Below are 26,939 nucleotides of genomic sequence, written 5' to 3'. Positions count from 1 at the left end.
AGACCCGTCGCGACGGATCGCTGTCGTTCTGGCCAGGGATGTTCCGAACTCGACGCGCTACCGGCGGGACGCCGCACACGCTGGTCTGGACGGGGCGGCATTATACATGCGAGACCTGACCTCCAAAGCTGGCTTTTTCGACAGGTTGTAACCCGTTCATGACCGAGATCAGCGGACCGGCTGCCGTATCGACTGTTGCGCCCGCCGTGCGTCCAAACGCCACAGCCGGCGAAGTGGCCCTCAGGTTGCTGCAACCCCTCGAAGGCCTGCTGCTGCCTGGCGAAAGCGCCGACGCCGAAGTGCTCGCGGTCAAGCAGACCAGCGAGAGCTTCCAGGCCCTGCTGCGCCTGACTCTGGAAAGCGGTCGGCAGACCATCCTCGCCACCGCTACCAACCGTCCGCTGGAGTTGGGGAGCGCCTTCGGCGTCACCGCCCTATCCGAAACCAGCCTGACCGCCGCCTTGCAGAATGCCGCGAAGGGCGCCGCCGGGCAGCCGATGATCATGCTCGACCTCGACGAGCTGCCGCCGGGCACGCTGTTGCAGGGCAAGGTCACCGCGAGCCAGCCACTGCCGCAGACGGCCGGTGAACCGCAGGCGTTCAAGGTCATCGTCACCCTGCTCAACACCGCGCAGGCCGGCAGCAAGCTGGTCATCGAAACCAATCTGCACCTGGGTCTGGGCAGCCTGCTCACCGCCGAAGTCAAAGGCAGCCAGGAGCTGAACTTCCTGCCGCTGAGCGGCCGCCTCGACCAGCTCGAACTGGGCCAGCAACTGACCACTCAGGCCGCCCGCCAGGGTTCGCTGGACAATCTGGCGCGGGCGCTGTTCAACCTCAGCAGCCAGCCGGATCTGCCGGAAGCCCTGAATGCCAGCGTCGACAAGCTGCTGGCGAGCATGCCGGACATCCAGGAACTGACCGATCCGAAGGCACTGGCCAAGGCGCTCGACGCCAGCGGTCTGTTCCTCGAAGCGAAACTGCTGCAGGGCCAGGGCGGCGCCCTGCCCCTCGACCTGAAGGCCAACCTGCTGCGCCTGATCGCGCAACTGGCGCCGGGGCTGACCCCGGACAGCCCGCAATTGGGACCCAACAGCGGCGCGATGATGGCGCAGGCACTGCCCGCCTTCGTCCGCAATGCGTTGGGCGCACTGGGGCAGGCCGGCGCGCGCCAGCAGGCGACGGGCTTCCCGCTGCCCTCCGGCCTGCTGCAATCGCTGGAGGACGAGGACGACCTGGAAAGCCTGCTCAAGCTCGCCGCCGCTGCGGTGTCGCGGCTGCAGACGCATCAGCTGTCGAGCCTCGCGCAATCCCAGGTGCTGCCGGACGGCACGCACCTGACGACCTGGCAGCTCGAGTTGCCGATGCGCAACCAGCAGAACCTCGTGCCGCTGCAGATCAAGCTGCAGAAGGAAGAACTGCCGTCGCCGAAAGGTCGCCAGGAGGACGGGGAAAAAATCTGGAAGGTCGAACTGGCCTTCGACCTGGCCCCGCTCGGCCCGCTGCAGGTACAGGCGCAGCTGATTCGTGGCGCGCTCTCCAGCCAGCTGTGGGCGGAACAGGCACGCACGGCCGAACTGATCGACCACGAATTGGGGCATCTGCGCGAGCGCCTCGTCGAGGCCGGCCTGCAGGTCAGCGAACTGGCCTGTCGCAAGGGCCAGCCGCCCCGGGGGCCCCGCACCACGCTCGAACAACGCTGGGTGGACGACACCGCATGAGGACATCGAGATGAGCGGACGCCAGGCGATCGCGCTGAAATACGACGGTCAGAGCGCCCCGACGCTGAGCGCAAAGGGTGACGACGAGCTTGCCGAGGCGATTCTCGCCATCGCCCGCGAATGCGAGGTGCCGATCTACGAGAACGCCGATCTGGTGCGGATACTGGCGCGGCTGGAACTGGGCGATGCGATCCCCGAGGCGCTGTACCGCACCATCGCCGAGATCATCGCGTTCGCCTGGTACCTCAAGGGCAAGGCGCCGCAAGGCTTCGGCGAGCGCCGGGAGCGCGAGTTCAGCAATCCGCCGCTGCGCCTCGAAGGCCCCATCAGGGACTGAACGCGACCACCTCGCCCGCCAGGCCCTTGCCCTGCGGATAATCCTGCAGCATCCAGGCGAAGTAGCCTTCGCGGAAGTAGAACACCTGCTTGTATCCCCACTTGACCGCTAGCGCGGAGGCCACTGCCCCGCGCGGGCAGACATCGCTGTCGCAGTAGATCACCAGCGGGACCTCGCGCGGCCATTCGGGGCGTGCAAGACCGGCGAAACGCTCGGAGAGGTCGAGGTGCACGGCGCCATGCACATGCCCCCAGCTCCACTCGCTGACCGGACGCACGTCGATGAACACAGCACCTAGGTCGAAAAGACGCTTGGCCTGCCCCACGTTCACGGTCATAGCACCGGCGATGCGCTCGGGCGCCTCTTGCGCCTGCACGTAACCGGTCGTCAGCAGCATCAGCAGGAATATGCACAACATGGCGGCCTCCGAGGTTCTCGGACGAGAACCCTCAGCGAAAGAAACGCGCGCAAATGAACGCCGTGAGCATGAGCCGCGTAAATGTAGGAGGGAAAGCGTGCGGATGGGTTCCGGGGAGAGAGACGAACGGTGTGGCTCAGCCCTTGCGTTGCGACTGATGGAGCTTGGCGACCAGTTCCGCTTCGGCTTTCGACAGCCCGCAGGACTGGGTCAGGTCATCGACGCTCGCACCCAGCCCGACCAGCCGCGCCGCCTGGGTGAAGGAAAGGCTGGAGGGATCGCGTTGTTCGATCTGGGTGAGCTTGTCGGGCAACGGGGCGACGGTGCGGCGGAGCTCGTGCAGCTCCTCGCCCATGCGGATGCTGCCGGTGAGGTAGGCATCCAGACGCTTGTTCAGTTCCTTGATGCGCTGGTCGCGCGCATTATCGCGCTCGGCCTGCTGCCGCGCCTGTTGGCGCTGGCCCTGGGCCAGCCACCAGCAGACATAACCCAGCCCGACGCAGACCAGGGCGAGAAAGACCAGCGCGGCTTCCAGCATCAGATGCTCTCGAGCTCCGACCACTCTTCCTCGGACATCATCTTGTCCAGCTCGACCAGGATCAGCAGTTCGCCGTTCTTGTTGCAGACGCCCTGGATGAACTTGGCCGACTCGTCGTTACCGACGTTGGGCGCGGTCTCGATTTCCGACTGACGCAGGTAGACCACTTCGGCGACGCTGTCGACGAGGATGCCCACGACCTGCTTGTCCGCTTCGATGATGACGATGCGGCTGTTATCGGTGATGGAGGCCGAATCCAGGCCGAAACGCTGGCGCGTGTCGATCACGGTGACCACGTTGCCGCGCAGGTTGATGATCCCGAGCACATAGCTGGGCGCGCCCGGGACCGGAGCGATCTCGGTATAGCGCAGCACTTCCTGCACCTGCATCACGTTGATGCCGTAGGTTTCGTTATCCAGGCGGAAGGTCACCCACTGCAGAATGGGATCTTCGGAGCCTTGCGCAGATGTCTTCTTCATATCCCAGCCTCTTCAATCACCGCAGGCGCGGTATGCGCGGGTTGCTTCCCGCCGTTGTCGTTGTCGCTCGCGCCAATCTGCGCGAGCCGTGGAATCAATGCAACTGCCCGTTGTTCATGCGCTTCACCGCACCGCTGGCGATGAGTTCGGCAAGGGCCGATACGTCCAGCAAGGCGCACATGTGCTCGATCACCGTGCCGGCCAGCCAGGGACGCTGGATGCGCTGGCTGCGCCATTTTATCTCGCTCGGGTCCAGGCGTATCGAGCGACTCACCTGATGCACCGCCAGGCCCCACTCATACCCCTGCACCGAAATCACATACTGCAGGCCCCGGCGAAAATCGTCGCGATAACGGTCGGGCATCACCCAACGCGCGGTGTCCAGCACCTTCAGGTTGCCGGCCTGCGAAGGCAGGATGCCGAGGAACCATTCCGGTTGCCCGAACAGCGGCGTCAACTCCTGATCCACGAGCGGGTAGATCGAGCCCAGGCAAACCAGCGGCACCGCCAGGGTTAGCCCGGCAACGTCGAACAGCAGGCACTCGAAGGGCTCCTCTGCCCAATCGGGACGCTCGTCGAAATTCAGCGGCGCCGGTACACGCTCGGCACGCTGCTCTAGCTGCAGATCGACCACCGGCTCGACCACGATCACCGGTTCGATCACCGGCGTCTCGATCACCGGCGGCGCCTCCACGACCGCTGCCGGCGGGAGCAGCTCGACGGTCGGCAGCACCAACGGCCGAGGCTCGGCGAAGTCCAGACGCGCAATCGGCGCAGGTGCGCGGGCCGGAGCCACTGCGGGCGCCGGCTGGCGCGCATCGCGGACCTGCTCCTCGAGCACGGCCGCCTGGAATTCGTCGATGGCGACGCTGCTTTCCGGCGCCGTCCCAGGCTCCAACTCGAGCGTGGCTTCCTGCAACAGACCATCCAGGTAGGACTGGAGAGCCAGTTGGGAGCGTGTTGACGTGGCAGCCGAACGACTCATGAAAAGAATCCGGAGGAATGGGAATAGTCAGTAAAGCCTATCGGCCGCCCTGCCCGCCTACTTGAGCCGCGACGATGAATAAACCCTGGCATATCAGGCAACCTGCGCCGCCGCCTGATGCTCGAGCAGATGCTTGAGCAAGGCGCGATAGGCGATGACGCCACGACTCTTGGGGTCGAACTGCGACGGCGTGAGCCCCGCGCGACTGGCATCGCGCAGGCGCGTATCGACCGGAATGTAGGCGTGCCACAACTGCTCGGGATAGGCATGGCGCAGCGTGCGCAGCGTCGACATCGACGCCTGCGTCCTGCGATCGAACAGCGTCGGCACGATGGTGTAAGGCAACGCCTGCTTACGCGAACGGTTGATCATCGCCAGCGTATTCACCATCCGTTCCAGGCCTTTTACGGCGAGGAATTCGGTCTGCACCGGAATGATCAGCTGCTGGCTCGCGGCCAGGGCATTGACCATCAACACGCCGAGCAACGGCGGGCTGTCGATGATCGCGTGGTCGAAATCCTGAAAAAGCTGCGCCAATGATTTGGCGATCACGAGGCCCAAACCGCCCTTGCTTGGAGATTGCCGCTCCAGGGTCGCCAGTGCGGTGCTCGAGGGCAGCAGGGAAATGCGCTCGTGGCTGGTCTCCAGCAGCAGTTCGCGCGGCAATCCCTGCGGGACCGTGCCCTGATGCAGGAACAGGTCAAAATTGCTGCGATCCAGCGTGTCCGGATCATGCCCGAAGTAGCTGGTCATCGAGCCGTGCGGATCGAGGTCAACGACGACCACACGCTTGCCGGCGTCGGCCAGCAGGCCCGCCAGGGCGATGGATGAGGTGGTCTTGCCGACCCCTCCTTTCTGATTGGCTACTGCCCAAACTCTCATGGCTGATTTCCTCCCGGCGCGGCTTGCACCGCGCCGAGATTGGCACCGCCCGGTGGCGGCGACGAAGGATTGACGGCTTCACCAATGGAAGCCCGCGCGTCCTGAGTATTAGCAGGTTGCGTGCCAGCCCGCTTGAGCGCCGCATCCGGTTGCGCCTTGCCGCTGCCGGAACCACTGACGCTACGGCGCACATCGAGGTTGCGCGACACCACCAGAACCACCCGACGATTGCGCGCACGGCCATCCGCAGTGGCGTTGTCCGCGACCGGCTGGAACTCGCCGTATCCCACCGCCGCCATCCGCCCGGGCGCCACGCCCTCCATCGCCATCATCCGCACGATGCTGGCGGCGCGCGCCGCCGACAGCTCCCAGTTGGTGGGGAACTGCGCGGTACGAATCGGCAGGTTGTCGGTGAAACCTTCGACATGCACGGGGTTTTCGTAGGGCGCCAGGATCTTCGCCACCTTCTCGATGATGGAGAAGGCGGCGTCGTTGGGGATCGCATCGCCGCTCGGAAACAGCAGGCTCGAATTGAGGGTGATCTCGACCCACAACTCGTTGCCCCGCACGGTCAGCTGCTCGGTCTTCATCAGGTCGCCAAAGGCGTCGCGAACATCGTTGGCGATGGTTTCCAGGGGATCGGCAGGCCCGCGCACTGACGATGAGTCGCTGCCTTCGATATCGTCGATCAGCGAGCGATCGGGTTCGGTGGTGCGCGGGCGTTCGTCGCCGATCGGAATCGCCTTGATGGAGCGGTCCGGCTGATTGAACGCGCCGACCATGCTGTCCGAGAGCACCTTGTACTTGCCCTCGTTGATCGAGGAGATCGAGTACATCACCACGAAAAAAGCGAACAGCAGCGTGATGAAGTCGGCATAGGAAACCAGCCAACGCTCATGATTCGCGTGTTCTTCGGGGCGACGGCGGCGTGCCATGGGTCAATCCATGAAGCCTTGCAGCTTCAGTTCGATGGAGCGCGGGTTTTCGCCTTCGGCGATGGAAAGGATGCCCTCAAGGATCAGCTCGCGGTAGCGCGACTGGCGCATCGCAACCGAGCGCAGCTTGTTGCTTATCGGCAGGAGCAGCAGGTTGGCGAAGCTCACCCCATAGATGGTGGCGACGAACGCCACGGCGATCCCGCTGCCGAGCTGCGCGGGGTCCGCCAGGTTGCCCATGACGTGGATCAGGCCCATCACCGCGCCGATGATGCCGATGGTGGGCGCATAGCCGCCGGCGCTCTCGAAGACTTTCGCCGCCTGGATGTCGCGGTCTTCCTGGGTCAGCATGTCGACCTCGAGAATGCCGCGGATCGCCTCCGGCTCGGCGCCGTCGACCAGTAGCTGCAAGCCCTTGCGCGCATAGGGATCGGGCTCGGCATCGGCGATCGGTTCGAGCCCCAGCAGCCCCTCCTTGCGCGCCGTCATGCTCCAGCCGACCACACGATCGACGCCGCCGAACAGGTCGATGCTGGGCGGGAAAATGATCCAGCGCGACACCACCAGCGCCCGTTTGAGCACACTCATCGGGGTCTGCAGGAAGGAAGCGCCCAGCGTGCCGCCCACGACGATCAGCGCGGCCGGGCCGTTGAGCAGCGCACCGATGTGCCCGCCCTCGATGTAGTTGCCACCGACGATGGCCACCAGCGCCAGGACGATCCCGATGAGACTCAGTGCATCCATCAGATGACGGCCTCGGCCAGATGCCTGCCGATGTCGTCGAGGCCATAGACGGCGTCGGCCAGGTTGGCTTTGACGATCGCCATCGGCATGCCGTAGATCACGCAGCTGGCTTCGTCCTGCGCCCACACCTGACTGCCGGCCTGCTTGAGCATTCGCGCGCCTTCGCGACCGTCGGCGCCCATGCCGGTCAGGACCACGGCCAGCACCTTGTCGTTGTACGAGCGCGCGGCCGAACCGAAGGTGATGTCGACGCACGGCTTGTAGTTGAGGCGCTCGTCGCCCGGCAGGATTTTCACCGCGCCACGGCCGTCGACCATCATCTGCTTGCCGCCCGGTGCCAGCAGCGCCAGGCCGGGGCGCAGCAGGTCGCCATCCGCCGCTTCCTTGACGGATATCCGGCAGAGCTTGTCGAGACGCTCGGCGAAGGCCTTGGTGAAGGCCGCCGGCATGTGCTGAATGAGCACGATCGGCGCGGGGAAGTTGGCGGGAAGCTGGGTCAGGACCCGCTGCAGCGCGACCGGCCCGCCGGTGGAGGTACCGATGGCCACCAGCTTGTAGGAGCGCCGCTTGGGCGTCGGGCTGCTCGCGCTCGGCGCGGCGGGCGCAGAGTGCGCTGGCGCAGCGGACGGACGAGCAGGCGCCGGTGCGGGATGAGGATGCGCGGACGTCGTGGAGCCGGGTGCGTGGGAATGCACCGGCGCCTGGGCGAAACTGCCCAGCCGACGGTTGCTGCGCGAGATGGTGTGGATCTTCTCGCAGAGCATCTGGCGGATCTTCTCGGGGTTGCGCGAGATGTCCTCGAAGTTCTTCGGCAGGTAATCCACGGCACCGGCGTCAAGCGCATCCAGCGTAACCCGTGCGCCTTCGTGGGTCAGCGAGGAGAACATCAGAACGGGCGTCGGGCAGCGCTGCATGATCGTCCGCACCGCCGTGATGCCATCCATCATCGGCATCTCGTAATCCATAGTGATCACGTCCGGCTTCAGCGCCAGCGCCTGGTCGATCGCCTCACGGCCGTTCGTCGCAGTGCCGACCACCTGAATGTTCGGGTCCGCCGAGAGGATTTCCGTCACCCTCCTGCGGAAGAAACCGGAATCGTCCACCACCAGGACTTTTACAGCCATAACAACTCCTCATGGAACGGGCCGTGACCCGCCCCGAAATCAGATGCGCCGCGCGTAACGCTTGAGCATGCTCGGCACGTCGAGGATCAAGGCGATACGTCCGTCACCCGTGATGGTCGCACCGGCCATGCCGGGCGTTCCCTGAAGCATCTTGCCCAGTGGCTTGATCACCACTTCTTCCTGGCCGACCAGCTGATCGACGACGAAGCCGATCCGCTGAGTACCCACCGACAGGATTACCACGTGCCCCTCGACCTGCTCGTCCTGGGCGGCGCGCGGCACCAGCCAGCGCTTGAGGTAGAAAAGCGGCAGCGCCTTGTCGCGGACGATCACCACTTCCTGACCGTCGACCACGTTGGTGCGCGACAGGTCGAGATGGAAGATTTCGTTGACGTTGACCAGCGGGAAGGCGAAGGCCTGGTTCGCCAGCATGACCATCAGCGTCGGCATGATCGCCAGCGTCAACGGCACCTTGATGACGATCTTCGAACCCTGGCCCTTGGTGGAGAAGACGTTGACCGTGCCGTTGAGCTGGGAAATCTTGGTCTTCACCACGTCCATGCCGACACCGCGGCCGGAGACGTCGGAAATCTCGGTCTTGGTCGAGAAACCGGGGGCGAAGATCAGGTTGTAGCACTCGAGCTCGGTGAGCCGCTCGGAAACGTCCTTGTCCAGCAGGCCTTTCTCGACGGCCTTGGCGCGCAGGACGTTGGCGTCCATGCCTTTGCCGTCGTCGGTGATCATCAGCAGGATGTGGTCGCCTTCCTGTTCAGCCGACAACACCACTCGGCCGGTGCGCGGCTTGCCGGCAGCCTCGCGCTCTTCCGGGGTCTCGATGCCGTGGTCGACGGCGTTGCGCACCAGGTGGACCAGCGGATCGGCCAGCGCCTCGACCAGGTTCTTGTCGAGGTCGGTCTCTTCACCGACCAGTTCCAGGTTGATCTCTTTCTTCAGGTTGCGGGCGAGATCGCGAACCAGCCGGGGGAAGCGTCCGAAGACCTTCTTGATCGGCTGCATGCGCGTCTTCATCACCGAGGTCTGCAGGTCGGCGGTGACTACATCCAGGTTGGAGACGGCCTTGGACATGGCTTCGTCGCCGCTGTTGAGACCCAGGCGCACCAGGCGGTTACGCACCAGCACAAGTTCGCCGACCATGTTCATGATTTCGTCGAGCCGCGCGGTGTCCACGCGCACGGTGGTTTCCGCCTCGCTGACCGGGCCGGCCTTGTCCGGGTGCGCCGTGGCCGGAGCGGGAGCTGCCGCCGCGGCGGGCTTGGGCGCGGGCTTCTCGGCGGGCTTTTCAACCGGTTTGGCGGCAGGGGCCGCCGCGGGCGGCGGCGCGGGCTTCGCCGGCGCAGCCGCTACGGGGGCGGCCTCCACGGGCGGAACGAACTTGCCCTTGCCGTGCAACTGGTCGAGAAGCGCTTCGAATTCGTCGTCGCTGATGTTGTCGCTCGCGCCGGCGGGCGCGGCCTCTGGCGCAGGCGCAGCGGGTGCGGCATCGACGGGAGGCACGAACTTGCCCTTGCCGTGCAACTGATCCAGCAGGGCTTCGAATTCATCGTCGCTGATGTCGTCGCCCGATGGGGCGGCAGCGGATGCTACGGGCGCGCTCGGTGCGGCGGGCGCAACGGCGGAAACCGGCTTGTCGCCGTGTAGCTGGTCGAGCAGGGCTTCGAACTCGTCGTCGGTAATTTCATCGCTGGCGCTGGCGACCGGAGCCTGGGCGGGTTCGCCGATCGCGCTGAGCAGCTGCTCGAACTCGCTGTCGGTGATGTCGCCCGAAGGCTCTGCAGCCGACGCCTCGGCCTGAACCACGGGCTCGACTTCGGCGGCGGGCTCTTCAGGAGGCGCTTCGGCCGGCGCTGCGGCAGAAGCCGGGGCGGCCAGACGAGAAAGCGCGGCGAGGAGTTCGCGCGGCGCCGGCGTCGGCGCGGTTCGCTCGCGCACTTCGGCGAACATCGCGTTCACCGCATCGAGCGCCTGCAGCACCACATCCATCAGCTCGGCATCCACGCGGCGTTCGCCCTTGCGCAGGATGTCGAAGACGTTCTCGGCGATATGGCAGCACTCCACCAGCTCGTTCAGCTGCAGGAAACCCGCGCCGCCCTTGACGGTGTGAAAACCGCGAAAGATCGCATTCAGCAGGTTCATGTCGTCAGGGCGGCTTTCCAGCTCCACCAACTGCTCCGACAGCTGCTCGAGAATCTCGCCGGCCTCTACCAGGAAGTCCTGGAGAATCTCTTCATCGGCGTCGAAGCTCATTTCCACCTTCCCATAGGATCTGTTGACGTTTCGTCGCGAACCGCGTTGAGCCGCAGGGACGGGGCGCGTTTTTCGCAGGCCGGCGTCACTCGTCGTTCATCTGGAGCAACCAACTTCTCTCCTCCTTCCTTGCCCTGCGAAAACGCCTAGGTCGTGGCCGTAACCAAAACGTCGACGGGTCCTAGAATCCAAGACTGGATAGCAGATCGTCGACATCGTCCTGACCGGATACGACGTCATCACGCTTATCGGCATGAATCTGCGGACCTTCACCCCGGGAGGACTCTTTTTGTTGTTTTTCTTGCTCGGCACGCAGCCCTTCGTGGTCGTGCTTGATGCCGGCGAAACGATCGACCTGGCTGGCCATGAGCATCAGCTTGAGCAGATTGCTCTCGACTTCGGTGACCAGGGTGGTGACACGCTTGATCACCTGACCGGTGAGGTCCTGGTAATCCTGCGCCAGAAGAATGTCGTTCAGGTGGCCGGAGAGCTTGGCGCCGTCCCGCTCGCTGCGCGCGAGGAACAGCTCGACACGCTTGGCCAGCTCGCGAAAGGCGTCAGCCCCGATTTCGCGGCGCATGAAGCGCTGCCATTCGACGCTCAGGCTCTGGGCCTCGTCGGCCATGCCGTTGACCACCGGCGCGCACTCTTCCACCAGATCCATCGTGCGGTTGGCCGCACGCTCGGTCATCGTCACCACGTAGGAGAGACGCTCGGTGGCATCGGAGATCTGCGACACTTCCTGCGCGTGCGGAACACGGGGATCGAGCTGGAAGTTGACGATGGCATTGTGTAGCTCGCGGGTGAGCTTGCCGACTTCCTGGTACAGACCGCGATCGCGGACCTGATTCAGTTGATGGATGATTTGCACCACATCAGCGAAGTTGCCTTTTTCGAGGCTTTCGGTCAGCTGACGGGCATGGGACTTCAGGGTCGACTCGAAGTCATCGCCCATAGAGATGTTGTCGTGATCCATAGCGCCCTCGAGGCGAACATCAGCCGTTGACCCGCTCGAAGATCTTTTCGATCTTCTCTTTCAGTACCTGGGCCGTGAAGGGTTTGACCACATACCCGTTCACGCCGGCCTGGGCCGCCTCGATGATCTGATCGCGCTTGGCTTCAGCAGTCACCATGAGCACGGGAAGGTGCTTGAGTCGATCATCGGCGCGCACCGCACGCAGCAGATCGATCCCGGACATGTTGGGCATGTTCCAGTCGGTGACCAGGAAGTCGAAGCTGCCGCTGTGCAGCATCGGTAATGCCGTGGTGCCGTCGTCGGCCTCCGCGGTATTGGTGAACCCCAGGTCACGCAGGAGGTTCTTGATGATCCGTCTCATCGTGGAGAAGTCGTCCACGATGAGGATTTTCATGTTCTTGTCCAAGTCGACCTCCGTACAATCCCAAACGCCGCCTCGCAGCGCGCGCCTCGCAAGCGTGAAACCGGCTGCCTCAGTGCGCGCGCCATTCAACCAGACGTGCCCGCAAACGCGCGGCACACTGGCTGTGCAACTGGCTGACGCGCGACTCGCTGACCCCCAGCACCTCGCCGATTTCCTTCAGATTCAGTTCTTCGTCGTAGTACAGCGAAAGAACCAGCCGCTCGCGTTCCGGAAGATTGGCGATGGCGTCGGCCAAGGCCCCCTGGAAGCGGTCATCCTCCAGATCGCGAGCGGGTTCGTAATGGGTGAAGCTACCGTCCTCGTGCAGGCCCGAACCGTGCTCGCCTTCCTGCAGGAGGTCGTCGAAGCTGAACAGTCGGCTGCCCTGAGTGTCGCTCAGGATGCCGTAGTACTCTTCAAGACTCAATTTAAGTTCGGCCGCAACCTCTTGATCTTTAGCGTCTCTGCCCGTTCTCGCCTCGACGGCGCGGATGGCGTCGCTGACCATGCGGCTGTTGCGATGCACGGAACGCGGAGCCCAGTCGCCCTTGCGCACCTCGTCGAGCATCGCCCCACGGATACGGATTCCGGCGTAAGTCTCGAAACTGGCGCCCTTGCCCGAGTCGTACTTCTTGGCAGCCTCGAGCAGGCCGATCATTCCGGCCTGCATCAGGTCCTCCACCTGCACGCTGGCCGGAAGCCGGGCCAACAGGTGGTAGGCGATCCGCTTGACCAACGGTGCATAACGCTCGATGAGCTGAGTTTGCGAGTCCTTCGCCTGCGATTTGCTGTACATACGAAGTCCACTGGCGGCTGTCATACGGGTGAGTCTGCGGTAGTCGGTTTAACCAGACGCTCGACGAAAAACTCGAGGTGACCGCGCGGGTTGGCCGGCAATGGCCAGGTGTCGACTTTCTGCGCGATCGCCTTGAACGCCAGCGCACACTTGGAGCGCGGAAAAGCTTCATAGACAGCGCGCTGCTTCTGTACGGCTTTGCGCACCGACTCGTCGTAAGGCACGGCACCCACGTACTGCAGGGCGACGTCGAGGAAGCGGTCGGTGACCTTGGTGAGCTTAGCAAACAGATTGCGACCTTCCTGGGGGCTGTGCGCCATATTCGCCAGCACCCGGAAACGGTTCATGCCGTAGTCGCGGTTGAGCAGCTTGATCAGCGCGTAGGCGTCGGTGATCGAGGTCGGCTCGTCGCAGACCACCACCAGCACTTCCTGGGCGGCACGGACGAAGCTGACCACGCCGTCGCCGATGCCGGCCGCGGTGTCGATGACCAGCACGTCGATGTTGTCGCTGATGTCGCTGAACGCCTGGATCAGGCCGGCGTGCTGCATCGGCGTCAGCTGCACCATGCTCTGGGTGCCGGAAGCGGCGGGCACGATGCGCACGCCGCCAGGGCCTTGCAGCAGGACGTCGCGCAGGTCGCACTGGCCGTCGATGACATCGGCCAGGGTGCGCTTGGGCGAAAGACCGAGGAGCACGTCGACGTTGGCCAGACCCAGGTCGGCGTCGAGCAGCATCACCCGCCGGCCGAGGTCGGCCAGGGCCAGCGACAGGTTGACGGACACGTTGGTCTTGCCAACGCCGCCCTTCCCACCGGTCACCGCGATCACTTGAACTGGATGCAAACTAGCCATTTCTCTTACACCTTGTCTGCGACTGAGCAGGCAACTGTCTCTCGACGGTCAATTAGCCGACGCGACGCGCCGAGTTGTTGTAGAGGCCGGCGAACATGTCGGCCATTGCATCTTCACTGGGTTCTTCCGGGGCTTGCAGGGCGACGGCGCGGCTCACCAGCTGATGGCTGCGCGGAACGTGCAGATCATCCGGGATTCGCGGGCCATCGGCCAGATAGGCTACCGGCAGACGCTGGCTGATTGCCAGCCCGAGCACTTCGCCGAGGCTGGCCGCCTCGTCCAGCTTGGTCAGCACACAACCGACCAGGCCGCAACGCTTGTAGCTATGATACGCGGCCTTGAGCACCTGGCTCTGGCTGGTGGCCGCCATGACGAGGTAGTTCTTCGACTTCAGGCCGCGGCTGGCGAGTGCTTCGAGCTGCATGCGCAGGGCCGGATCGTTGTTCGGCAGGCCGGCGGTGTCGATCAGGATCACGCGCTTCTTCGCCAGCGGGGCGATGGCCTGGGTCAGCGAGCTGCCCGGATCGACCTGGGTCACCGAGACGTTGAGGATGCGGCCGAGGGTCTTGAGCTGCTCCTGGGCACCGATGCGGTAGCTGTCCATGCTCACCAGCGCCACATGCTGGGCGCCGTACTTGAGCACGTAGCGCGCCGCCATCTTCGCCAGGGTGGTGGTCTTGCCCATGCCGGCCGGGCCGACCAGGGCGATCACGCCGCCCTCTTCCAGCGGTTCCTGGGCCGGAGTCTTGATCGCGTGGGCCAGGTAGGCGAGAACCATGCGCCAGGCCTGACGCGGCTCCTGCACCTGGCCGACCTTGTCCAGCAGCGCGCGGGCGATTTCCGCCGGCAGGCCGAGGCGTTGCAGGCGACGCCAGAGGTTGGCCTGCTGCGGACGCTGACTCTGCATCTGGGTCCAAGCGAACGAGCCGAGCTGCACTTCGATCAGTTCACGCAGGCCATTGAGTTCGTGGCGCATGGCATCCAGCGCGCGCGAATCGCCGGCCGGAGCGGCGGTGACGGCGGCCGGCTGTACCGGGGCCTGCGGACGCGCGGTGACCTTCGAGGTCGGCAGCTCCGGGGCAACCAGCGGCTCGTTGGCGAACAGCTGGCGGTCCTTGACCACTTCGCCAGCGGCGCGCACGGCCAGTTCGGCGTGGGCCGACGCGATCTTCGCCTGGGTCTTGCGCAGCTCGGCCTCAAGCTCGGCGTTCGGCTGGCGAACCGGCTCGGACGGCATCTGGTAGTCGAGCGCGGCAGTCAGCTCCACGCCGCCGGCAACCCGGCGGTTGGCGATGATCGCGGCATCGGCCCCGAGCTCATCACGAACCAGCTTCATGGCTTGACGCATGTCGGCGGCGAAGAAGCGTTTCACTTGCATGGCCTGTTAACCTCAATTTTGTCCCACGGTGGCGACGATGGTGACCTGCTTGTTGTCCGGGATTTCCTGGTAGGCCAGTACGTGCATGTTCGGCACGGCCAGTCGAGCAAACCGCGAGAGCATCGCCCGGATCGGACCGGCCACCAGCAGGATCGCCGGCTTGCCCATCATCTCCTGACGCTGCGCCGCTTCCACCAGGGAACGCTGCAGCTTCTCGGCCATGCCAGGTTCGAGGAGGATGCCATCCTCGGAGCCCTGACCGGCCTTGTGAAGACTATTCAGCAATATCTGTTCCAACCTTGGGTCGAGCGTGATAACAGGCATCTCCGGCTCTAGTCCCACAACGGTTTGCACGATTGAGCGGGCCAGCGCGACGCGGACCGCTGCAACCATGGCGGCGGGATCTTGACTCTTCGCAGCGACGTTAGCGATGGCTTCGGCGATGGTGCGGATGTCGCGTACCGGAACCTGTTCGTTAAGCAGCGCCTGCAGCACCTTGAGCAGCGTGGACAGCGAGATCATCCCCGGCACCAGCTCTTCGGCCAGCTTCGGCGAGCTCTTCGCCAGCAGTTGCAGCAGTTGCTGGACTTCTTCGTGACCGAGCAGCTCGTGGGCATGCTTGTTCAGCACCTGATTGAGGTGCGTGGCGACCACGGTGCTGGCGTCGACCACGGTGTAGCCAAGCGATTGCGCCTGGTCGCGCTGGCTGGGGTCGATCCAGACCGCCTCCAGGCCGAACGCCGGATCTTTGGCGGCGATGCCGTTGAGGCTGCCGAATACCTGGCCAGGGTTGATCGCCAGTTCGCGATCGGGATAGATCTCCGCCTCGGCGACGCTGACGCCCATCAGGGTCAGGCGGTAGGCGTTGGGCAGCAGGTCGAGGTTGTCGCGGATGTGCACGGACGGCATGAGGAAGCCCATCTCCTGGGAGAGCTTCTTGCGTACCCCCTTGATCCGCGCCAGCAGCTGGCCACCCTGGTTGCGGTCGACCAGCGGAATCAGCCGATAACCCACTTCCAGACCGACCATGTCCACCGGGGTGACGTCGTCCCAGCCGAGCTCCTTGGTTTCCTGCGCGCGCTGGGCGGGGATCAGCTCCTGCTGGCGGGCGGTTTCCTGGACCTCGGCTTCTTTGGCCTTGTTGGCCTTGTTCCAGATCATGTAGGCGCCGCCGGCGGCGATCAGGCCCAGGCCTATGAACGGAACGTGCGGCATGCCGGGAACCAGACCCATGGCGACCATGATCAGCGCCGATACGGCCAGCGCCTTGGGCGAGGTGAACATCTGCCGGTTGACCTGCTGACCCATGTCCTCGGAGCTGGACACGCGGGTCACCATGATCGCGGCGGCGGTCGACAGCAGCAGCGACGGAATCTGCGCGACCAGACCGTCACCGATGGTTAGCAGCGCGTAGATGCGACCGGCGTCGCCGAACGACAGATCGTGCTGGAGGATGCCGATGCCCATGCCGCCGATCAGGTTGATGAACAGGATCAGCAGACCGGCGATGGCGTCACCACGCACGAACTTACTGGCACCGTCCATCGAACCGTAGAAGTCGGCCTCCTGGCTCACTTCCTGGCGACGCAGCTTGGCTTGCGCCTGATCGATGATGCCGGCGTTGAGATCGGCGTCGATGGCCATCTGTTTGCCCGGCATGGCGTCGAGGGTGAAGCGCGCGCTCACTTCGGAAATACGCCCGGCACCCTTGGTGACCACGACGAAGTTGATGATCATCAGGATCGCGAACACGACCACGCCGACCACGTAGTTGCCGCCGACCACCACGTCGCCGAAGGCCTGGATCACCTTGCCGGCGGCGGCATGGCCGTCCTGCCCGTGGAGCAGCACCACGCGGCTGGAGGCCACGTTCAGCGCCAGGCGCAGCAGCGTGGAGACCAGCAGGATGGTTGGGAATACCGCGAAATCCAGCGGTCGCAACGCGTACACGCTGACCAGCAGAACGACGATCGACAGGGCGATGTTGAAGGTGAAGAACACATCCAGCAGGAAGGCAGGCACCGGCAGAATCATCATGCCGAGCATCACCAGTACCAGCAGCGGCACCCCTAGGTTGCCACGGCCGGCGCCGATCGCATTCATTCGCATGTTGTTGAACAGCTGAGTGCGTTCCACCCGATTCTCCTAGCCCGATCCAAACAATCTTTTGACGCCAGTGGGCGTGCGCCAATGCCAGTGCAAGAGCCCGGCCAACTTGGAGAACACAATGAGGATCAACGGTTTGCGGCTGGTGCGAGCCGCTGGTGGGCGCTACGGAGAACCGCGCTGACGGCGGGGAGTCAGAACACTGTCGGCGGGCAACGACGCGCGCCGCAGGTTGCGAGGAGCCACTTCATGAAGAACTGGATGATCGCCGCACTCGTCGGCGGCTGCGTATTCAACGCCCAGGCGGAAAGCCTTTCGATTCCGATGAACATCGTTAGCGGCAACGGCATCGGAGAAAAGGTCGGCACGGTAAGCGTCGAGGAAACCCCGTATGGCCTGGTGTTCACGCCGCAACTGGCGGGGCTGGCGCAAGGCATTCACGGCTTTCACATTCACGCCAAGGCGAGTTGCGACGCCGCCCTGAAGGATGGCAAGCCTTCCGCGGCAGAAGCCGCCGGCGGCCATTGGGACCCGAAGGAAACCGGCAAGCACGGCACGCCCTGGGGCGATGGCCACCTCGGCGACCTCCCTGCCCTGCTGGTGACCGCCGACGGCAAGGCGATGCAGCCGGTGCTCGCCCCCCGCCTGAAGAGCCTCGCGGAGATCAAGGGTCACGCATTGATGATTCACCAGGCCGGAGACAACCACTCCGACCATCCGCAGCCACTGGGCGGTGGCGGCGCGAGAATGGCCTGCGGGGTAATCCAGTAACGCAATGAAACGTGGGAGCGGACTTCGTCACTCGTCGCGACGCAGGTCCGGCGGGATCGGCAGATCGGGCAACGGCGTCGGCCGCTTGCCCTTGCCGGAGCGGAACTGCTTGAGCTGGTAGACGTAAGCCAGCACCTGCGCGACCGCCAGGTACAGGCCTGCCGGGATTTCCTGATCGACCTCGGTGGAGTAGTACACCGAGCGCGCCAGCGCCGGTGACTCCATCAGCAGCACCTTGTGCTCCTGGGCGATCTCGCGAATCTTCAGCGCTAGGAAGTCGCCGCCCTTGGCCAGTACGACCGGCGCCGTACCCTTGGTCGGGTCGTATTTCAGGGCGACCGCGAAGTGGGTCGGGTTGGTGATCACCACGTCGGCCTCCGGCACCGCCTGCAACATCCGCCGCTCGGCCATCTGCCGCTGCATCTGGCGAATCTTGCCCTTGACCTCGGGCTTGCCCTCGCTGTCCTTGTACTCGTCCTTGACCTCCTGCTTGGTCATCATCAGCTTCTGCTTGTTGTCCCAGAGCTGAAACGGCACATCCACCGCCGCGATCAGGATCAACCCGGAAGCCATCCACAAGGCGCTGTTGCCAAGCACCTTGACCGCATGGCCAAGCGCCGCTTCCAGCGGCTGGCCGGACAGCGCCAGAAGATCGTCACGGTCGTTGGAAAGCACCACGATGCCGACCGTGAGGGTGATGCTGAACTTGGCCAGTGCCTTTACGAGCTCGATCACCGACTTCTTGGAAAACATCCGCGCCAGGCCGGGACCGGGATTCATCCGGCCGAACTTGGGCACCATGGTCTTGGTGGAAAACATCCAGCCGCCGAGCGCGATGTTGCCGACGATCGACGCCGCCAGCAGCACCGCCAGGATCGGCGCCAGCGCCTTGATCGCCATACTGCCCGCCTTGAGCAGCAGCAGCGCCATGCTGCCGGTGTCCATCAGCGTGTCGCGGTTGATGCTCAAGCAACCGCGCATGAGGTCGACCAGTGCGCTGGCCAGGTCGCCGCCGTAGATCATCACCGCGATCACCCCGGACATCACCACCACCAGCGTGCTCAGCTCCCGGGAGCGGGCGATCTGCCCCTCCTCCCGCGATTCGCGCAGGCGTTTCTCGGTGGGTTCCTCGCTTTTGTCGGCGCCGCTCTCGCTTTCAGCCATCGCTCACCTCGCCTGCGCCAGATCGCGCAGCATCGCCAGCGCCACGCTGGAGAGATTCTGGTACTGATTGAGGGTATCGGCCATGCCGATCCAGACCACTACCAGGCCGAAGGTCAAGGTCAGCGGAAAGCCGACGGAGAAGATGTTCAGCTGCGGCGCTGCGCGGGTCATCACGCCGAACGCCAGGTTGACCACCAGCAGCGCGGTCACCACAGGCAGGGAAATCAGCAGCCCGGCGCCGAGCACCCAGCTGAGCTTTCCGACCAGTTCCCAGTAGTGTCCGACCAGCATTCCGCTGCCCACCGGCAGCGTCACGAAGCTCTCGGTGATCACCTCGAAGACCACCAGATGGCCGTTCATGGCGAGAAACAGCAGCGTGGTGAGCATCGTCAGGAGCTGGCCCAGCACCGGCACGGAAATCCCGTTGGCGGGGTCGACCATCGCGGCGAAGCCGATACCCATCTGGATTGAGAGAATCTGGCCAATCACCGTGTACACATGGAAGAACAGTTGCAGCATGAAGCCGAACATCGCGCCGATCAGCACTTCCTGGGCGATCAGCAGCAGCGAGCGCAGGTTGAGCGCATCGACCTCCGGCATCGGCGGCAGGGTCGGCACGATGACCACGGTGATCGCCAGCGCCAGGTACAGCCGCACCCGGGTCGGGACCAGTTGGGTGCCGAAGATCGGCATCACCATCAGCAGCGATGAGATCCGGAACAGCGGCAGCAGGAAGCTGGAGATCCAGCCGCCGATCTGACCGTTGGAAAGCTCGAGCATCGCTAGCCGATCACCAAGGGAATGTTCTGGATCAGCGTCGTGGCGTATTCCATCAGTTGCCGGACCATCCACGGCCCGCCGACGATCAGCGTCAGCAGCATCACCAGCAGGCGCGGCAGGAAGCTAAGGGTTTGTTCGTTGATCTGCGTCGCCGCCTGGAACATGGCGACGACGAGGCCCACCATCAGGCTCGGCAGCACCAGGATGCCCACCATCACCGTGATCATCCACAGCGCCTCGCGAAAGATGTCCACCGCCACTTCGGGTGTCATGTGTGCCTCCTGGCCGCCGGGCGGCCGAAATGTGCCGCTGCCGCTAAAGGGTGCCGAAGCTGCCCGCCAGGGTGCCGATGATCAGGCCCCAGCCGTCGATCAGGACGAACAGCATGATCTTGAAGGGCAACGAGATGATCATCGGCGAGAGCATCATCATGCCCATCGCCATCAGCACGCTTGCCACCACCATGTCGATGATGAGGAACGGAATGAAGATCATGAAGCCGATCTGGAACGCCGTCTTCAGCTCGGAGGTAACGAACGCCGGCACCAAGATGGTCAAGGGCGCGTCCTGCGGGCTGGCGATGTCGGTACGCTTGGAGAGGCGCATGAACAGGTCGAGATCGCTCTCCCGCGTCTGCCCGAGCATGAAGTTCTTCAGCGGCCCCTGCGCCTTGGCAATCGCATCCTGGGCGGTCATCTGCTCGTTCAGGTAAGGCTGCAGCGCCTCGCGGTTCACCTGGTCGAACACCGGCGCCATGATGAACAGGGTAAGGAACATCGCCAGGCCGATGAGAATCTGGTTCGACGGCGTCTGCTGCAGTCCCAGTGCCTGACGCAGGATCGAGAAGACGATGATGATGCGGGTGAAGCTGGTCATCAGCATGACGAACGCCGGGATGAAGCTCAGCGCGGTCATGATCAGCAGGATCTGCAGGCTGACCGAATACTCCTGCTGCCCTTGCGGGTTGGTCGACAGCGTGATCGCCGGGACCGATAGCGGATTGGCGCTACTCACGGCCTCCTGACCGAACGCCAGGGGCGCCGCGATCAGCACGAACAGGGTCAGCAACAAACGCCACATCAATTCTTATCCTTGTCCTTGTCTTTACCGAGCAGTTCCATCAGGCGCTGGGCAAATTCCGGCGACGCCGGCTCGGCATCGGCGACCAGCACCGGCTCGGCGAGCACGTGCAGCGGCGTGATGCGGCCGGGCGAAATCCCCAGCAGCACCTGCTCGCGGCCGACCTGCACCAGCACCAGACGGTCGCGCGGGCCGAGCGCCTGGCTGGACACCAGCTTGATCGCCTGGCTGCCGCGCGGGCCGATCTGCTGCACGCGACGCAGCGCCCAGGCGAGCAGGAAGATCAGCCCGATCACCAGCAGCAGGCCAAGCAGCATCTGCCCGATCTGGCTGCCGAGGCTGCCGTTACCCGGCAACGCGGCGCTGCCCGTTTCGGCGGCCAGCGCTGAGAGTGGCAAGCCGAAGAGTACGGCGAGGGCGGTTCTGGTCATGCTCAGCTCAGCTTCTTGATGCGTTCGCTGGGGCTGATCACGTCGGTCAGGCGGATGCCGAACTTCTCGTTGACCACCACCACTTCGCCATGCGCGATCAGCGTTCCGTTGACCAGCACGTCGAGCGGCTCGCCCGCCAGGCGATCCAGCTCGATCACCGAGCCCTGGTTCAGCTGCAGCAGGTTGCGAATGGTGATGTCGGTGTTACCGACCTCCATCGAGATCGACACCGGAATGTCGAGGATCACGTCCAGGTTCGGACCGTCCAGGCTGACCGGCGCGTTGGAGCGCGGCACGCTGCCGAATTCCTCCATCTGCGCCCGCGGCGCGGGCGGCGCCGCGCTCTGCGCGAGCATGGCGTCGATGTCTTCCTGGTCGGCGTCGCCGGCCTCGGCAAGTGCCGCGGCCCATTCATCGGCCAGTGCTTTCTCCTCGGGGGAGGTATCTTGATCGTCTGCCATCGGTGTTCCTCGGCTGGCTCTGAAAAGGGAATGGAGACGCCCGCCTCAGCGGGCGCGGCCTATCGGCTCGAGCACCTGCAGGGACAGGTTGCCCTTGTGCGCGCCGATCTTGACCTTGAACGCCGGCACGCCATTGGCGCGCAGGACGATGTTTTCCGGCAGTTCCACCGGGATCACGTCGCCGGGCTGCATGTGCAAGATGTCCCGGACCTTGAGCTGGCGCCGCGCCACCGTGGCGCCGAGCGGCACGCTGACGTCGAGGATGTCCTCGCGCAGTGCCTTCACCCAGCGCTCGTCCTGATCGTCCATGTCGGACTGGAAGCCGGCGTCGAGCATTTCCCGGATCGGCTCGATCATCGAGTACGGCATGGTGATGTGCAGGTCGCCGCCGCCGCCGTCCAGTTCGATGTGGAAGGTCGAGACCACCACCACTTCGCTGGGGCTGACGATGTTCGCCAGGGCCGGGTTGACCTCGGAGTTGATGTACTCGAAGTTCACGTCGAGCACCGCGTGCCAGGCTTCGCGAAGGTCGTTGAAGGCCTGGTCGATGACCATCCGCACCACGCGCAACTCGGTCGGGGTGAACTCGCGGCCTTCGATCTTGGCGTGACGGCCGTCGCCGCCGAAGAAGTTGTCCACCAGCTTGAACACCAGCTTGGCGTCGAGGATGAACAGCGCCGTTCCGCGCAGCGGCTTCATCTTCACCAGGTTGAGGCTGGTCGGCACGTACAGCGAATGCACGTATTCGCCGAACTTCATCACCTGCACACCGCCGACCGCCACGTCCGCCGAGCGGCGCAGCAAGTTGAACATGCTGATACGGGTATAACGGGCGAAGCGCTCGTTGATCATCTCCAGCGTCGGCATGCGACCGCGAACGATGCGGTCCTGGCTGGTGAGGTCGTAACTCTTGACGCTGCCGGGCTCGACGTCGGTTTCGGTCTCGACGGCGCCATCGTCCACACCGTGTAGCAGGGCGTCGATTTCGTCCTGCGACAGCAGGTCTTGTACAGCCATGGACGGGCTCCTACTGCAATACGAAGTTGGTGAAGAGAACCTGCTCGATCACGGTCTTGCCGACCTCTTTCTGCGCCAGCTCCTGGACGCTGGCGGTCGCCTTCTGGCGCAGCATTTCCTTGCCGACGGCGCTGGTCAGGCTTTCGAAATCCTGGCTGGAAAACAGCATCACCAGGTTGTTTCGCAGGACCGGCATGTGCACCTTCAACGCGTCGAGGGCCCCCTGATCACGGGCCATCAGCGCCACCGTGACCTGCATGTAGCGCTGCCGGCCGTTGTAATTGAAGTTGACCACGAAGGCCGGCGCCAGCGCTTCGTAGATGGCCGGCTGCTTGACCGGCGCGGCGGCGTGCTCCTCGGCCGCCGGCGCCTCCTCCTTTTTCATGCTCTTGCTGAGAAAGAACCAGGTCGCGCCGACGGAGCCGCCTATCGCCAGCAACAGGGCCAGCACGATCACGATGATCAGTTTGAGTTTGCTTTTGCCCGCAGGTTTCTCGGCCCCCTCGGGGGCGGGCTGCGGTGGAGCTTTCTTCGCCATGCCAATATTCCGTCGCGCGTCAGGGATCTTTACAGCCATCAATGGCTTAGGAGCAAGTGCTATGCCAGCTTATAAGTAAAAGGTCTTCCCGGAAAACTCTTTCGCCGGGCATCTTCGACCTCGCGTCGCGCGCTGCATAGTCCCTGGGTTGGCCGACCGCCGAGAAACACCGCAGCGCCGGCGGGAGCGCAAACGAAAAAGGCCCGACGGGACAGAGCCGATCGGGCCTTTCACTTTTTCGAAACGCCGCGTCAGGCGTAGTAGTCGACCAGCCCGCGACCCGCCTTGAGCGGCGTGCTGGAGATCTCGACGCTGCCGATGACTACTTCGTCCTCGGAACCGCCCGAGCCGCCGCGCGACGATGAACCGCCGCGGCCCTGCCCTTCGCTCCCCTGCCCCTGCCAGCCGCGTGCCAGCGACTGGTCGGAAACGTTGACGTCGCCCAGGTTCATGCCCTGCTGGGTGAACATGTCGCGCAGCCGGTTCATCTGGCCTTCCAGCGCCTCGCGGACCGCGGCATGCGGGCTGGCGAAGGCGATCTGGGTCTGATCCTGGTTGAGGCTGATCTTCACGTCCAGTCGCCCGAGGTCCTGCGGGTCGAGCTGTATCTCCGCCGACTTCAGATTCTGGCTGGACATCCACATTACCCGATCGACCACCGCCTCGGACCAGCCGTTCTGCTGCATGGGCACCGGCTGCCCCGGCACCACCGCGGAACGCTGGGTCGCGTTGACCTGCTGGGTCATGGCCTGGTTGAGCGAATTCAGTTTATTGGCGAAGTTTTCCGCGCGCAGTTCGCTGACACTGTCCTTCAGGTCACCCGAATCGGCTTCGAGATCGCCTGGCTTCAGTGCGGCAAGCGCCTCGCCATCGACCGGCAACTGCTCGACCAGCGGAGCGGCGAGCGCCGGATCGAGCGGCGCCTTGGCGGCCTCGGTGCTCACGGTCTGGACCGCGACCGCCTTGGCCTGCTGCGCCAACACGGGCTGGGCGGCCTGGAAATCCTCCGGCAACGTCAGGCCGGGCGGCAGAAGGTCTTCGACACTGCCCGTAGCCTGCGGCTCCGGCTCGCCCTGCGTCGGAGCGGCCAGCGGAACGGCCGGCACCTCGACGGCGGCAACGTCCGTCGCCAGTACGGCAGGCGCCTCCACGGCCGGCTCCGGCACCGCCGGAACGACGGGCTGCGGCACCAGGCCCATCAGCACCAGCGGGTCGATCGGCTGGCCGGTCGGCTGGTCAGTCGCCTGCCCCTGCTCATCGGTTGGTTCCGCGTCGTCAACCGCCTTCTTGCTCGGCAAGGCTTTGCCGCTATCGGCAACCTCCGGCTTTGCCTTGGCGGTCGTGTCGTCACGCGCGTCGTTGCGCTTGTTGTCCGCGGCCTTCTCATGGCGCGCCTTCGCAGGCGCGTCGCTGCGGTCAGCGGACTTGGGCTGGCGTTCCTTGGCATAGACGTCGGCGAAGCTGGAAGCCTCGCGCTTGCTGGTGTCGTCGGTCTTTACCGGGGCTTTCACCGCGGGCAACTTCATCCGCGTATCGGACGCGGACTGAAGAAGCAGATCGGGGGCGACGGACATGGGGCACTCTCCGCTCGGATGGGTCGTGCCTGAAATAAGCAAGTTAGGGGCCAGCTTTGGTAAAGCGCCGGTTTACGCGGCTTTGCGTCGGGAGAAGGGTCTTCGCAGTCACTCAACCGCGAAAACGTTGACGCTCCGACTTCATCAGGATGCGAACAATGGCGAATTCACGGTTGATCTGCTCGACCAGAACGGCGGCGCTGTCAAACGACTGCCGCTCGCTTTGGTCTTCGAGCTGCTTGCACAGGTCCGCCAGCGACAGGGCGCCCATGTTGCTGCAGCTGCCCTTGAAGCTATGCGCGGTCAGACGCAGGAGCTGCGCATCCTTGACCTGCAAAGCCCCGGCCAGCAGGCGCACGCGCTCTTCGGAATCGGCCAGAAAGGTATCCAGCAGAACCGGGTACTCGGCTTCCATGAGGTCCTGCAGTGAAGCGAGGACAGTACCGTCGAGATGCGCGTCTGACACTTGCTCACTCCATGATCAAGGGGTGGGAATTATGCCTGAGCGGACCAGGAAAATTCCACGCTGACGCCCCGTCCATCGTTCTCCCAGTCACTCTTCTCGGCCAGTTGGCTGACCAGTTTCAAGCCACGCCCGTGCAGTTGTTCAGTGGATTGCTCGCAGGCCCTGGCCGCCGCCAGGTCGAATCCGCCGCCGCTGTCCTCGACCCGCATGATCAGGCGCCCGCCTCCGTGCTCGGGGCGCAGCTCCAGGTGAAAACGCACGAAGCCTTCCTCCAGCCGGGCGAGCCGCTCCCGGCGTTCGCCGTAGTACTGGGCGAAGCCTTGCACGTCGCGCTTGAGCGACGAGTCCAGGCGCAGCACGCCGTGCTCCAGGGCGTTGGAGTAGAGCTCGACCAGCACGGTGTAGAGCGCCCCGACCTGAGGGCGCAGGCCCTGCACCTCCAGCAGCAGTTGCAGCAGGTAGGGCAGCGGGTTCAAGTGCTTGAGGGTTTCCGCGCGGAATTCGAAACAGGCCGACCAGTCCAGTGGCGTGTCGTTACCGTCGTTGGAGAACGTCAACGGCGAGGACCTCGCCTCCTCAATCAGGCTGAGTTCGATCAGGCTGACGTCGTCCTGGGTTTCGCCGCGGAAGGCGCTCAGGGCCTGCTGCACCTCGTCGAACAGCTGGCCGCGCTGCTCGTTCGCCGCCATCAGGTCCAGCAGGCGCTGTTCGCCGAACAGCTCGCCGGCATGATTGCGCGTCTCCAGCAGCCCATCCGACAGCAGCAGCAGACGGTCGCCCTCCAACAGTGGGTAGACCTCGTACTTCTCGTCGAACACCGCCGGCTCCAGCACGCCGAGCGGCAGGTGACGGGAAACCAGCGGAATACGTTCGTTGCTCCCGCCGCGCAGCAGGTAGCCGTCCGGCAGGCCGCCGTTCCACACCTCGACCACGCGCCGGTGGAAACTCAGGTTGATCAGCGTCGCGCAGCAGAACACCCCGACCGGGAGGATGCGCTTGAGCTTGGCATTCACCTCGCGAAGGATGTCGGCAAGCCCGTAGCCCTTGGTGGTCATGCCGTAGAACACCTCCGCCAGCGGCATCGCCCCGATCGCCGCGGGCAGTCCGTGGCCGGTGAAGTCGCCGAGCAGCACATGCATGCCGCCAGAGGGTTTGTACGCGGCGAGCATCAGGTCGCCGTTGAACAGCGCGTAGGGCGATTGCAGGTAGCGGATATTGGGCGCGTTCAGGCAGCCCGAGTGCGCGACCTTGTCGAACACCGCCTTGGCCACGCGCTGCTCGGCAACCAGGTGTTCGTTGTGCTTGGCGATCAGGTCGCGCTGCTCCAGCACCGTCTGCTGCAGGCGGCGAAGGCGGTCCATCGCGCGAATCTTGGCGCCGAGGATCACCCGGTTGTAGGGCTTGGCGAGGAAATCGTCGCCGACCTCGAGACAATGCACCAGGGCGTCGTTCTCGGTCAGGGAGGTGAGGAAGATGATCGGGACGAGCGTCTCGCCAGCGGCGAGCTTGATCAGCCGCGCGGCCTCGAAGCCGTCCATCACCGGCATCAGCGCGTCCATCAGCACCAGCTGCGGCCGTTCGCGGCAGAACAGCTCCAGGGCTTCCTGCCCGTCGGCGGCGGTCAGCGCGCGATGGCCCTCGCGGGTGACGATGGCCGAGAGCAGCAGGCGATCGGCGGCGTTATCCTCCGCGATGAGGACCGACAACCGCTCAGACATA

The 26,939-nt window shown here is 64.5% G+C and carries 29 protein-coding genes; 3 read left to right on the top strand and 26 right to left on the bottom strand.

The window, feature by feature from the left end; genetic code table 11:
- Window positions 1-158: 158 nt before the first annotated feature.
- The gene (locus tag QMX85_RS00780) at window positions 159-1,718 is read left to right on the top strand and encodes a flagellar hook-length control protein FliK (protein WP_282338265.1); all 1,560 of its coding nucleotides are present in this window, start codon (window positions 159-161) and stop codon (window positions 1,716-1,718) included.
- 10 nt (window positions 1,719-1,728) lie between these two features.
- Window positions 1,729-2,055, top strand: coding sequence for an EscU/YscU/HrcU family type III secretion system export apparatus switch protein (locus QMX85_RS00775; RefSeq protein ID WP_090229510.1), 327 nt, complete (start codon window positions 1,729-1,731; stop codon window positions 2,053-2,055).
- Here the strand turns inward: QMX85_RS00775 and QMX85_RS00770 are convergent.
- From QMX85_RS00770 to flhA, 15 genes are all read right to left on the bottom strand, one after another.
- Entirely contained in the window at window positions 2,045-2,473 is a 429-nt protein-coding gene (locus QMX85_RS00770; protein ID WP_282338264.1) for a rhodanese-like domain-containing protein, read from the bottom strand. The genes QMX85_RS00775 and QMX85_RS00770 overlap by 11 nt on opposite strands.
- 136 nt (window positions 2,474-2,609) lie before the next feature.
- A complete protein-coding gene (locus tag QMX85_RS00765) occupies window positions 2,610-3,011 on the bottom strand; it encodes a DUF2802 domain-containing protein (protein WP_282338263.1) in 402 nt (133 codons plus the stop codon).
- On the bottom strand, window positions 3,011-3,490 hold the full coding sequence (locus QMX85_RS00760; protein WP_090229518.1) for a chemotaxis protein CheW: 480 nt from the start codon (window positions 3,488-3,490) through the stop codon (window positions 3,011-3,013). The genes QMX85_RS00765 and QMX85_RS00760 overlap by 1 nt, the downstream gene beginning before the upstream one ends.
- A 94-nt stretch (window positions 3,491-3,584) precedes the next feature.
- Window positions 3,585-4,475, bottom strand: a complete 891-nt coding sequence (locus tag QMX85_RS00755) for a CheW domain-containing protein (protein ID WP_282338261.1) — start codon at window positions 4,473-4,475, stop codon at window positions 3,585-3,587.
- 93 nt (window positions 4,476-4,568) lie between these two features.
- On the bottom strand, window positions 4,569-5,357 hold the full coding sequence (locus QMX85_RS00750; protein WP_090229523.1) for a ParA family protein: 789 nt from the start codon (window positions 5,355-5,357) through the stop codon (window positions 4,569-4,571).
- Window positions 5,354-6,292 (bottom strand): flagellar motor protein MotD, encoded by a 939-nt coding sequence (gene motD, locus QMX85_RS00745; RefSeq protein WP_282338260.1) that lies wholly within the window; start codon window positions 6,290-6,292, stop codon window positions 5,354-5,356. Before motD ends, QMX85_RS00750 begins: the two co-directional genes overlap by 4 nt.
- A gap of 3 nt (window positions 6,293-6,295) precedes the next feature.
- Window positions 6,296-7,036, bottom strand: a complete 741-nt coding sequence (locus QMX85_RS00740; RefSeq protein ID WP_090229528.1) for a flagellar motor protein — start codon at window positions 7,034-7,036, stop codon at window positions 6,296-6,298.
- A complete protein-coding gene (locus QMX85_RS00735; RefSeq protein WP_282338259.1) occupies window positions 7,036-8,160 on the bottom strand; it encodes a chemotaxis response regulator protein-glutamate methylesterase in 1,125 nt (374 codons plus the stop codon). The genes QMX85_RS00740 and QMX85_RS00735 overlap by 1 nt, the downstream gene beginning before the upstream one ends.
- A 39-nt stretch (window positions 8,161-8,199) precedes the next feature.
- The gene (locus QMX85_RS00730) at window positions 8,200-10,425 is read right to left on the bottom strand and encodes a chemotaxis protein CheA (protein ID WP_282338258.1); all 2,226 of its coding nucleotides are present in this window, start codon (window positions 10,423-10,425) and stop codon (window positions 8,200-8,202) included.
- A gap of 181 nt (window positions 10,426-10,606) precedes the next feature.
- Window positions 10,607-11,401 (bottom strand): protein phosphatase CheZ, encoded by a 795-nt coding sequence (locus QMX85_RS00725; RefSeq protein WP_282338257.1) that lies wholly within the window; start codon window positions 11,399-11,401, stop codon window positions 10,607-10,609.
- Between the two features lie 19 nt (window positions 11,402-11,420).
- Window positions 11,421-11,795 carry a chemotaxis response regulator CheY gene (locus QMX85_RS00720; RefSeq protein WP_175534363.1) on the bottom strand — a complete coding sequence of 125 codons (375 nt, stop codon included), beginning with the start codon at window positions 11,793-11,795 and terminating at the stop codon, window positions 11,421-11,423.
- A 79-nt stretch (window positions 11,796-11,874) separates the two neighbouring features.
- A complete protein-coding gene (fliA, locus tag QMX85_RS00715) occupies window positions 11,875-12,624 on the bottom strand; it encodes an RNA polymerase sigma factor FliA (RefSeq protein ID WP_282338256.1) in 750 nt (249 codons plus the stop codon).
- Window positions 12,621-13,454 carry a flagellar synthesis regulator FleN gene (gene fleN, locus QMX85_RS00710; protein ID WP_282338255.1) on the bottom strand — a complete coding sequence of 278 codons (834 nt, stop codon included), beginning with the start codon at window positions 13,452-13,454 and terminating at the stop codon, window positions 12,621-12,623. The genes fliA and fleN overlap by 4 nt, the downstream gene beginning before the upstream one ends.
- A 52-nt stretch (window positions 13,455-13,506) precedes the next feature.
- Window positions 13,507-14,832: a flagellar biosynthesis protein FlhF gene (flhF, locus tag QMX85_RS00705; protein WP_282338254.1), complete on the bottom strand. Its 1,326-nt coding sequence runs from the start codon at window positions 14,830-14,832 to the stop codon at window positions 13,507-13,509.
- Window positions 14,833-14,844: 12 nt separating this feature from the next.
- Window positions 14,845-16,968: a flagellar biosynthesis protein FlhA gene (gene flhA, locus QMX85_RS00700; protein WP_282338253.1), complete on the bottom strand. Its 2,124-nt coding sequence runs from the start codon at window positions 16,966-16,968 to the stop codon at window positions 14,845-14,847.
- A gap of 219 nt (window positions 16,969-17,187) precedes the next feature.
- Between flhA and sodC the strand changes: the two genes are divergently transcribed.
- Window positions 17,188-17,709, top strand: coding sequence for a superoxide dismutase [Cu-Zn] SodC (gene sodC, locus QMX85_RS00695; protein ID WP_282338252.1), 522 nt, complete (start codon window positions 17,188-17,190; stop codon window positions 17,707-17,709).
- A gap of 27 nt (window positions 17,710-17,736) precedes the next feature.
- Here the strand turns inward: sodC and flhB are convergent, their stop codons facing one another.
- The 11 genes from flhB to QMX85_RS00640 all read right to left on the bottom strand — a co-directional run bounded on the left by flhB (window position 17,737) and on the right by QMX85_RS00640 (window position 26,938).
- The gene (gene flhB, locus QMX85_RS00690) at window positions 17,737-18,873 is read right to left on the bottom strand and encodes a flagellar biosynthesis protein FlhB (RefSeq protein WP_282338251.1); all 1,137 of its coding nucleotides are present in this window, start codon (window positions 18,871-18,873) and stop codon (window positions 17,737-17,739) included.
- A 3-nt stretch (window positions 18,874-18,876) separates the two neighbouring features.
- Window positions 18,877-19,653 carry a flagellar biosynthetic protein FliR gene (gene fliR, locus QMX85_RS00685; RefSeq protein WP_090229558.1) on the bottom strand — a complete coding sequence of 259 codons (777 nt, stop codon included), beginning with the start codon at window positions 19,651-19,653 and terminating at the stop codon, window positions 18,877-18,879.
- Between the two features lie 2 nt (window positions 19,654-19,655).
- Window positions 19,656-19,925, bottom strand: coding sequence for a flagellar biosynthesis protein FliQ (gene fliQ, locus QMX85_RS00680; RefSeq protein ID WP_282338250.1), 270 nt, complete (start codon window positions 19,923-19,925; stop codon window positions 19,656-19,658).
- Window positions 19,926-19,968: 43 nt separating this feature from the next.
- On the bottom strand, window positions 19,969-20,733 hold the full coding sequence (gene fliP, locus QMX85_RS00675; protein WP_282338247.1) for a flagellar type III secretion system pore protein FliP: 765 nt from the start codon (window positions 20,731-20,733) through the stop codon (window positions 19,969-19,971).
- Window positions 20,733-21,164 (bottom strand): flagellar biosynthetic protein FliO, encoded by a 432-nt coding sequence (fliO, locus tag QMX85_RS00670; protein WP_282338246.1) that lies wholly within the window; start codon window positions 21,162-21,164, stop codon window positions 20,733-20,735. The genes fliP and fliO overlap by 1 nt, the downstream gene beginning before the upstream one ends.
- Before the next feature lie 2 nt (window positions 21,165-21,166).
- Complete coding sequence (gene fliN, locus QMX85_RS00665; protein ID WP_282338245.1) at window positions 21,167-21,625, bottom strand: flagellar motor switch protein FliN; 459 nt, start codon at window positions 21,623-21,625, stop codon at window positions 21,167-21,169.
- 45 nt (window positions 21,626-21,670) lie between these two features.
- The gene (fliM, locus tag QMX85_RS00660) at window positions 21,671-22,642 is read right to left on the bottom strand and encodes a flagellar motor switch protein FliM (RefSeq protein WP_090229570.1); all 972 of its coding nucleotides are present in this window, start codon (window positions 22,640-22,642) and stop codon (window positions 21,671-21,673) included.
- A gap of 10 nt (window positions 22,643-22,652) precedes the next feature.
- Complete coding sequence (gene fliL / locus QMX85_RS00655) at window positions 22,653-23,180, bottom strand: flagellar basal body-associated protein FliL (protein ID WP_282338238.1); 528 nt, start codon at window positions 23,178-23,180, stop codon at window positions 22,653-22,655.
- Between the two features lie 251 nt (window positions 23,181-23,431).
- Complete coding sequence (locus tag QMX85_RS00650) at window positions 23,432-24,754, bottom strand: flagellar hook-length control protein FliK (RefSeq protein WP_282338235.1); 1,323 nt, start codon at window positions 24,752-24,754, stop codon at window positions 23,432-23,434.
- A gap of 112 nt (window positions 24,755-24,866) precedes the next feature.
- Entirely contained in the window at window positions 24,867-25,220 is a 354-nt protein-coding gene (locus QMX85_RS00645; RefSeq protein WP_090229576.1) for an Hpt domain-containing protein, read from the bottom strand.
- A 29-nt stretch (window positions 25,221-25,249) separates the two neighbouring features.
- A complete protein-coding gene (locus QMX85_RS00640) occupies window positions 25,250-26,938 on the bottom strand; it encodes a fused response regulator/phosphatase (RefSeq protein WP_282338232.1) in 1,689 nt (562 codons plus the stop codon).
- Window position 26,939 lies beyond the last annotated feature (1 nt).

The sequence above is a fragment of the Pseudomonas sp. PS02288 genome (genome assembly GCF_029959715.1).
Classification (GTDB): domain Bacteria; phylum Pseudomonadota; class Gammaproteobacteria; order Pseudomonadales; family Pseudomonadaceae; genus Pseudomonas_O; species Pseudomonas_O kuykendallii.
The sequence above is the reverse complement of the archived record's forward strand: the minus strand, read 5'-3'. Positions and strand labels throughout refer to the sequence as shown.

Excerpts from the sequence above, each read along its gene's own strand:
- QMX85_RS00780 (WP_282338265.1), top strand. The coding sequence starts at position 159 with ATGACCGAGATCAGCGGACCGGCTGCCGTATCGACTGTTGCGCCCGCC.
- QMX85_RS00775 (WP_090229510.1), top strand. The coding sequence starts at position 1,729 with ATGAGCGGACGCCAGGCGATCGCGCTGAAATACGACGGTCAGAGCGCC.
- QMX85_RS00770 (WP_282338264.1), bottom strand. The coding sequence starts at position 2,473 with ATGTTGTGCATATTCCTGCTGATGCTGCTGACGACCGGTTACGTGCAG.
- QMX85_RS00765 (WP_282338263.1), bottom strand. The coding sequence starts at position 3,011 with ATGCTGGAAGCCGCGCTGGTCTTTCTCGCCCTGGTCTGCGTCGGGCTG.
- QMX85_RS00760 (WP_090229518.1), bottom strand. The coding sequence starts at position 3,490 with ATGAAGAAGACATCTGCGCAAGGCTCCGAAGATCCCATTCTGCAGTGG.
- QMX85_RS00755 (WP_282338261.1), bottom strand. The coding sequence starts at position 4,475 with ATGAGTCGTTCGGCTGCCACGTCAACACGCTCCCAACTGGCTCTCCAG.
- QMX85_RS00750 (WP_090229523.1), bottom strand. The coding sequence starts at position 5,357 with ATGAGAGTTTGGGCAGTAGCCAATCAGAAAGGAGGGGTCGGCAAGACC.
- motD (WP_282338260.1), bottom strand. The coding sequence starts at position 6,292 with ATGGCACGCCGCCGTCGCCCCGAAGAACACGCGAATCATGAGCGTTGG.
- QMX85_RS00740 (WP_090229528.1), bottom strand. The coding sequence starts at position 7,036 with ATGGATGCACTGAGTCTCATCGGGATCGTCCTGGCGCTGGTGGCCATC.
- QMX85_RS00735 (WP_282338259.1), bottom strand. The coding sequence starts at position 8,160 with ATGGCTGTAAAAGTCCTGGTGGTGGACGATTCCGGTTTCTTCCGCAGG.
- QMX85_RS00730 (WP_282338258.1), bottom strand. The coding sequence starts at position 10,425 with ATGAGCTTCGACGCCGATGAAGAGATTCTCCAGGACTTCCTGGTAGAG.
- QMX85_RS00725 (WP_282338257.1), bottom strand. The coding sequence starts at position 11,401 with ATGGATCACGACAACATCTCTATGGGCGATGACTTCGAGTCGACCCTG.
- QMX85_RS00720 (WP_175534363.1), bottom strand. The coding sequence starts at position 11,795 with ATGAAAATCCTCATCGTGGACGACTTCTCCACGATGAGACGGATCATC.
- fliA (WP_282338256.1), bottom strand. The coding sequence starts at position 12,624 with ATGACAGCCGCCAGTGGACTTCGTATGTACAGCAAATCGCAGGCGAAG.
- fleN (WP_282338255.1), bottom strand. The coding sequence starts at position 13,454 with ATGGCTAGTTTGCATCCAGTTCAAGTGATCGCGGTGACCGGTGGGAAG.
- flhF (WP_282338254.1), bottom strand. The coding sequence starts at position 14,832 with ATGCAAGTGAAACGCTTCTTCGCCGCCGACATGCGTCAAGCCATGAAG.
- sodC (WP_282338252.1), top strand. The coding sequence starts at position 17,188 with ATGAAGAACTGGATGATCGCCGCACTCGTCGGCGGCTGCGTATTCAAC.
- flhB (WP_282338251.1), bottom strand. The coding sequence starts at position 18,873 with ATGGCTGAAAGCGAGAGCGGCGCCGACAAAAGCGAGGAACCCACCGAG.
- fliR (WP_090229558.1), bottom strand. The coding sequence starts at position 19,653 with ATGCTCGAGCTTTCCAACGGTCAGATCGGCGGCTGGATCTCCAGCTTC.
- fliQ (WP_282338250.1), bottom strand. The coding sequence starts at position 19,925 with ATGACACCCGAAGTGGCGGTGGACATCTTTCGCGAGGCGCTGTGGATG.
- fliP (WP_282338247.1), bottom strand. The coding sequence starts at position 20,733 with ATGTGGCGTTTGTTGCTGACCCTGTTCGTGCTGATCGCGGCGCCCCTG.
- fliO (WP_282338246.1), bottom strand. The coding sequence starts at position 21,164 with ATGACCAGAACCGCCCTCGCCGTACTCTTCGGCTTGCCACTCTCAGCG.
- fliN (WP_282338245.1), bottom strand. The coding sequence starts at position 21,625 with ATGGCAGACGATCAAGATACCTCCCCCGAGGAGAAAGCACTGGCCGAT.
- fliM (WP_090229570.1), bottom strand. The coding sequence starts at position 22,642 with ATGGCTGTACAAGACCTGCTGTCGCAGGACGAAATCGACGCCCTGCTA.
- fliL (WP_282338238.1), bottom strand. The coding sequence starts at position 23,180 with ATGGCGAAGAAAGCTCCACCGCAGCCCGCCCCCGAGGGGGCCGAGAAA.
- QMX85_RS00650 (WP_282338235.1), bottom strand. The coding sequence starts at position 24,754 with ATGTCCGTCGCCCCCGATCTGCTTCTTCAGTCCGCGTCCGATACGCGG.
- QMX85_RS00640 (WP_282338232.1), bottom strand. The coding sequence starts at position 26,938 with ATGTCTGAGCGGTTGTCGGTCCTCATCGCGGAGGATAACGCCGCCGAT.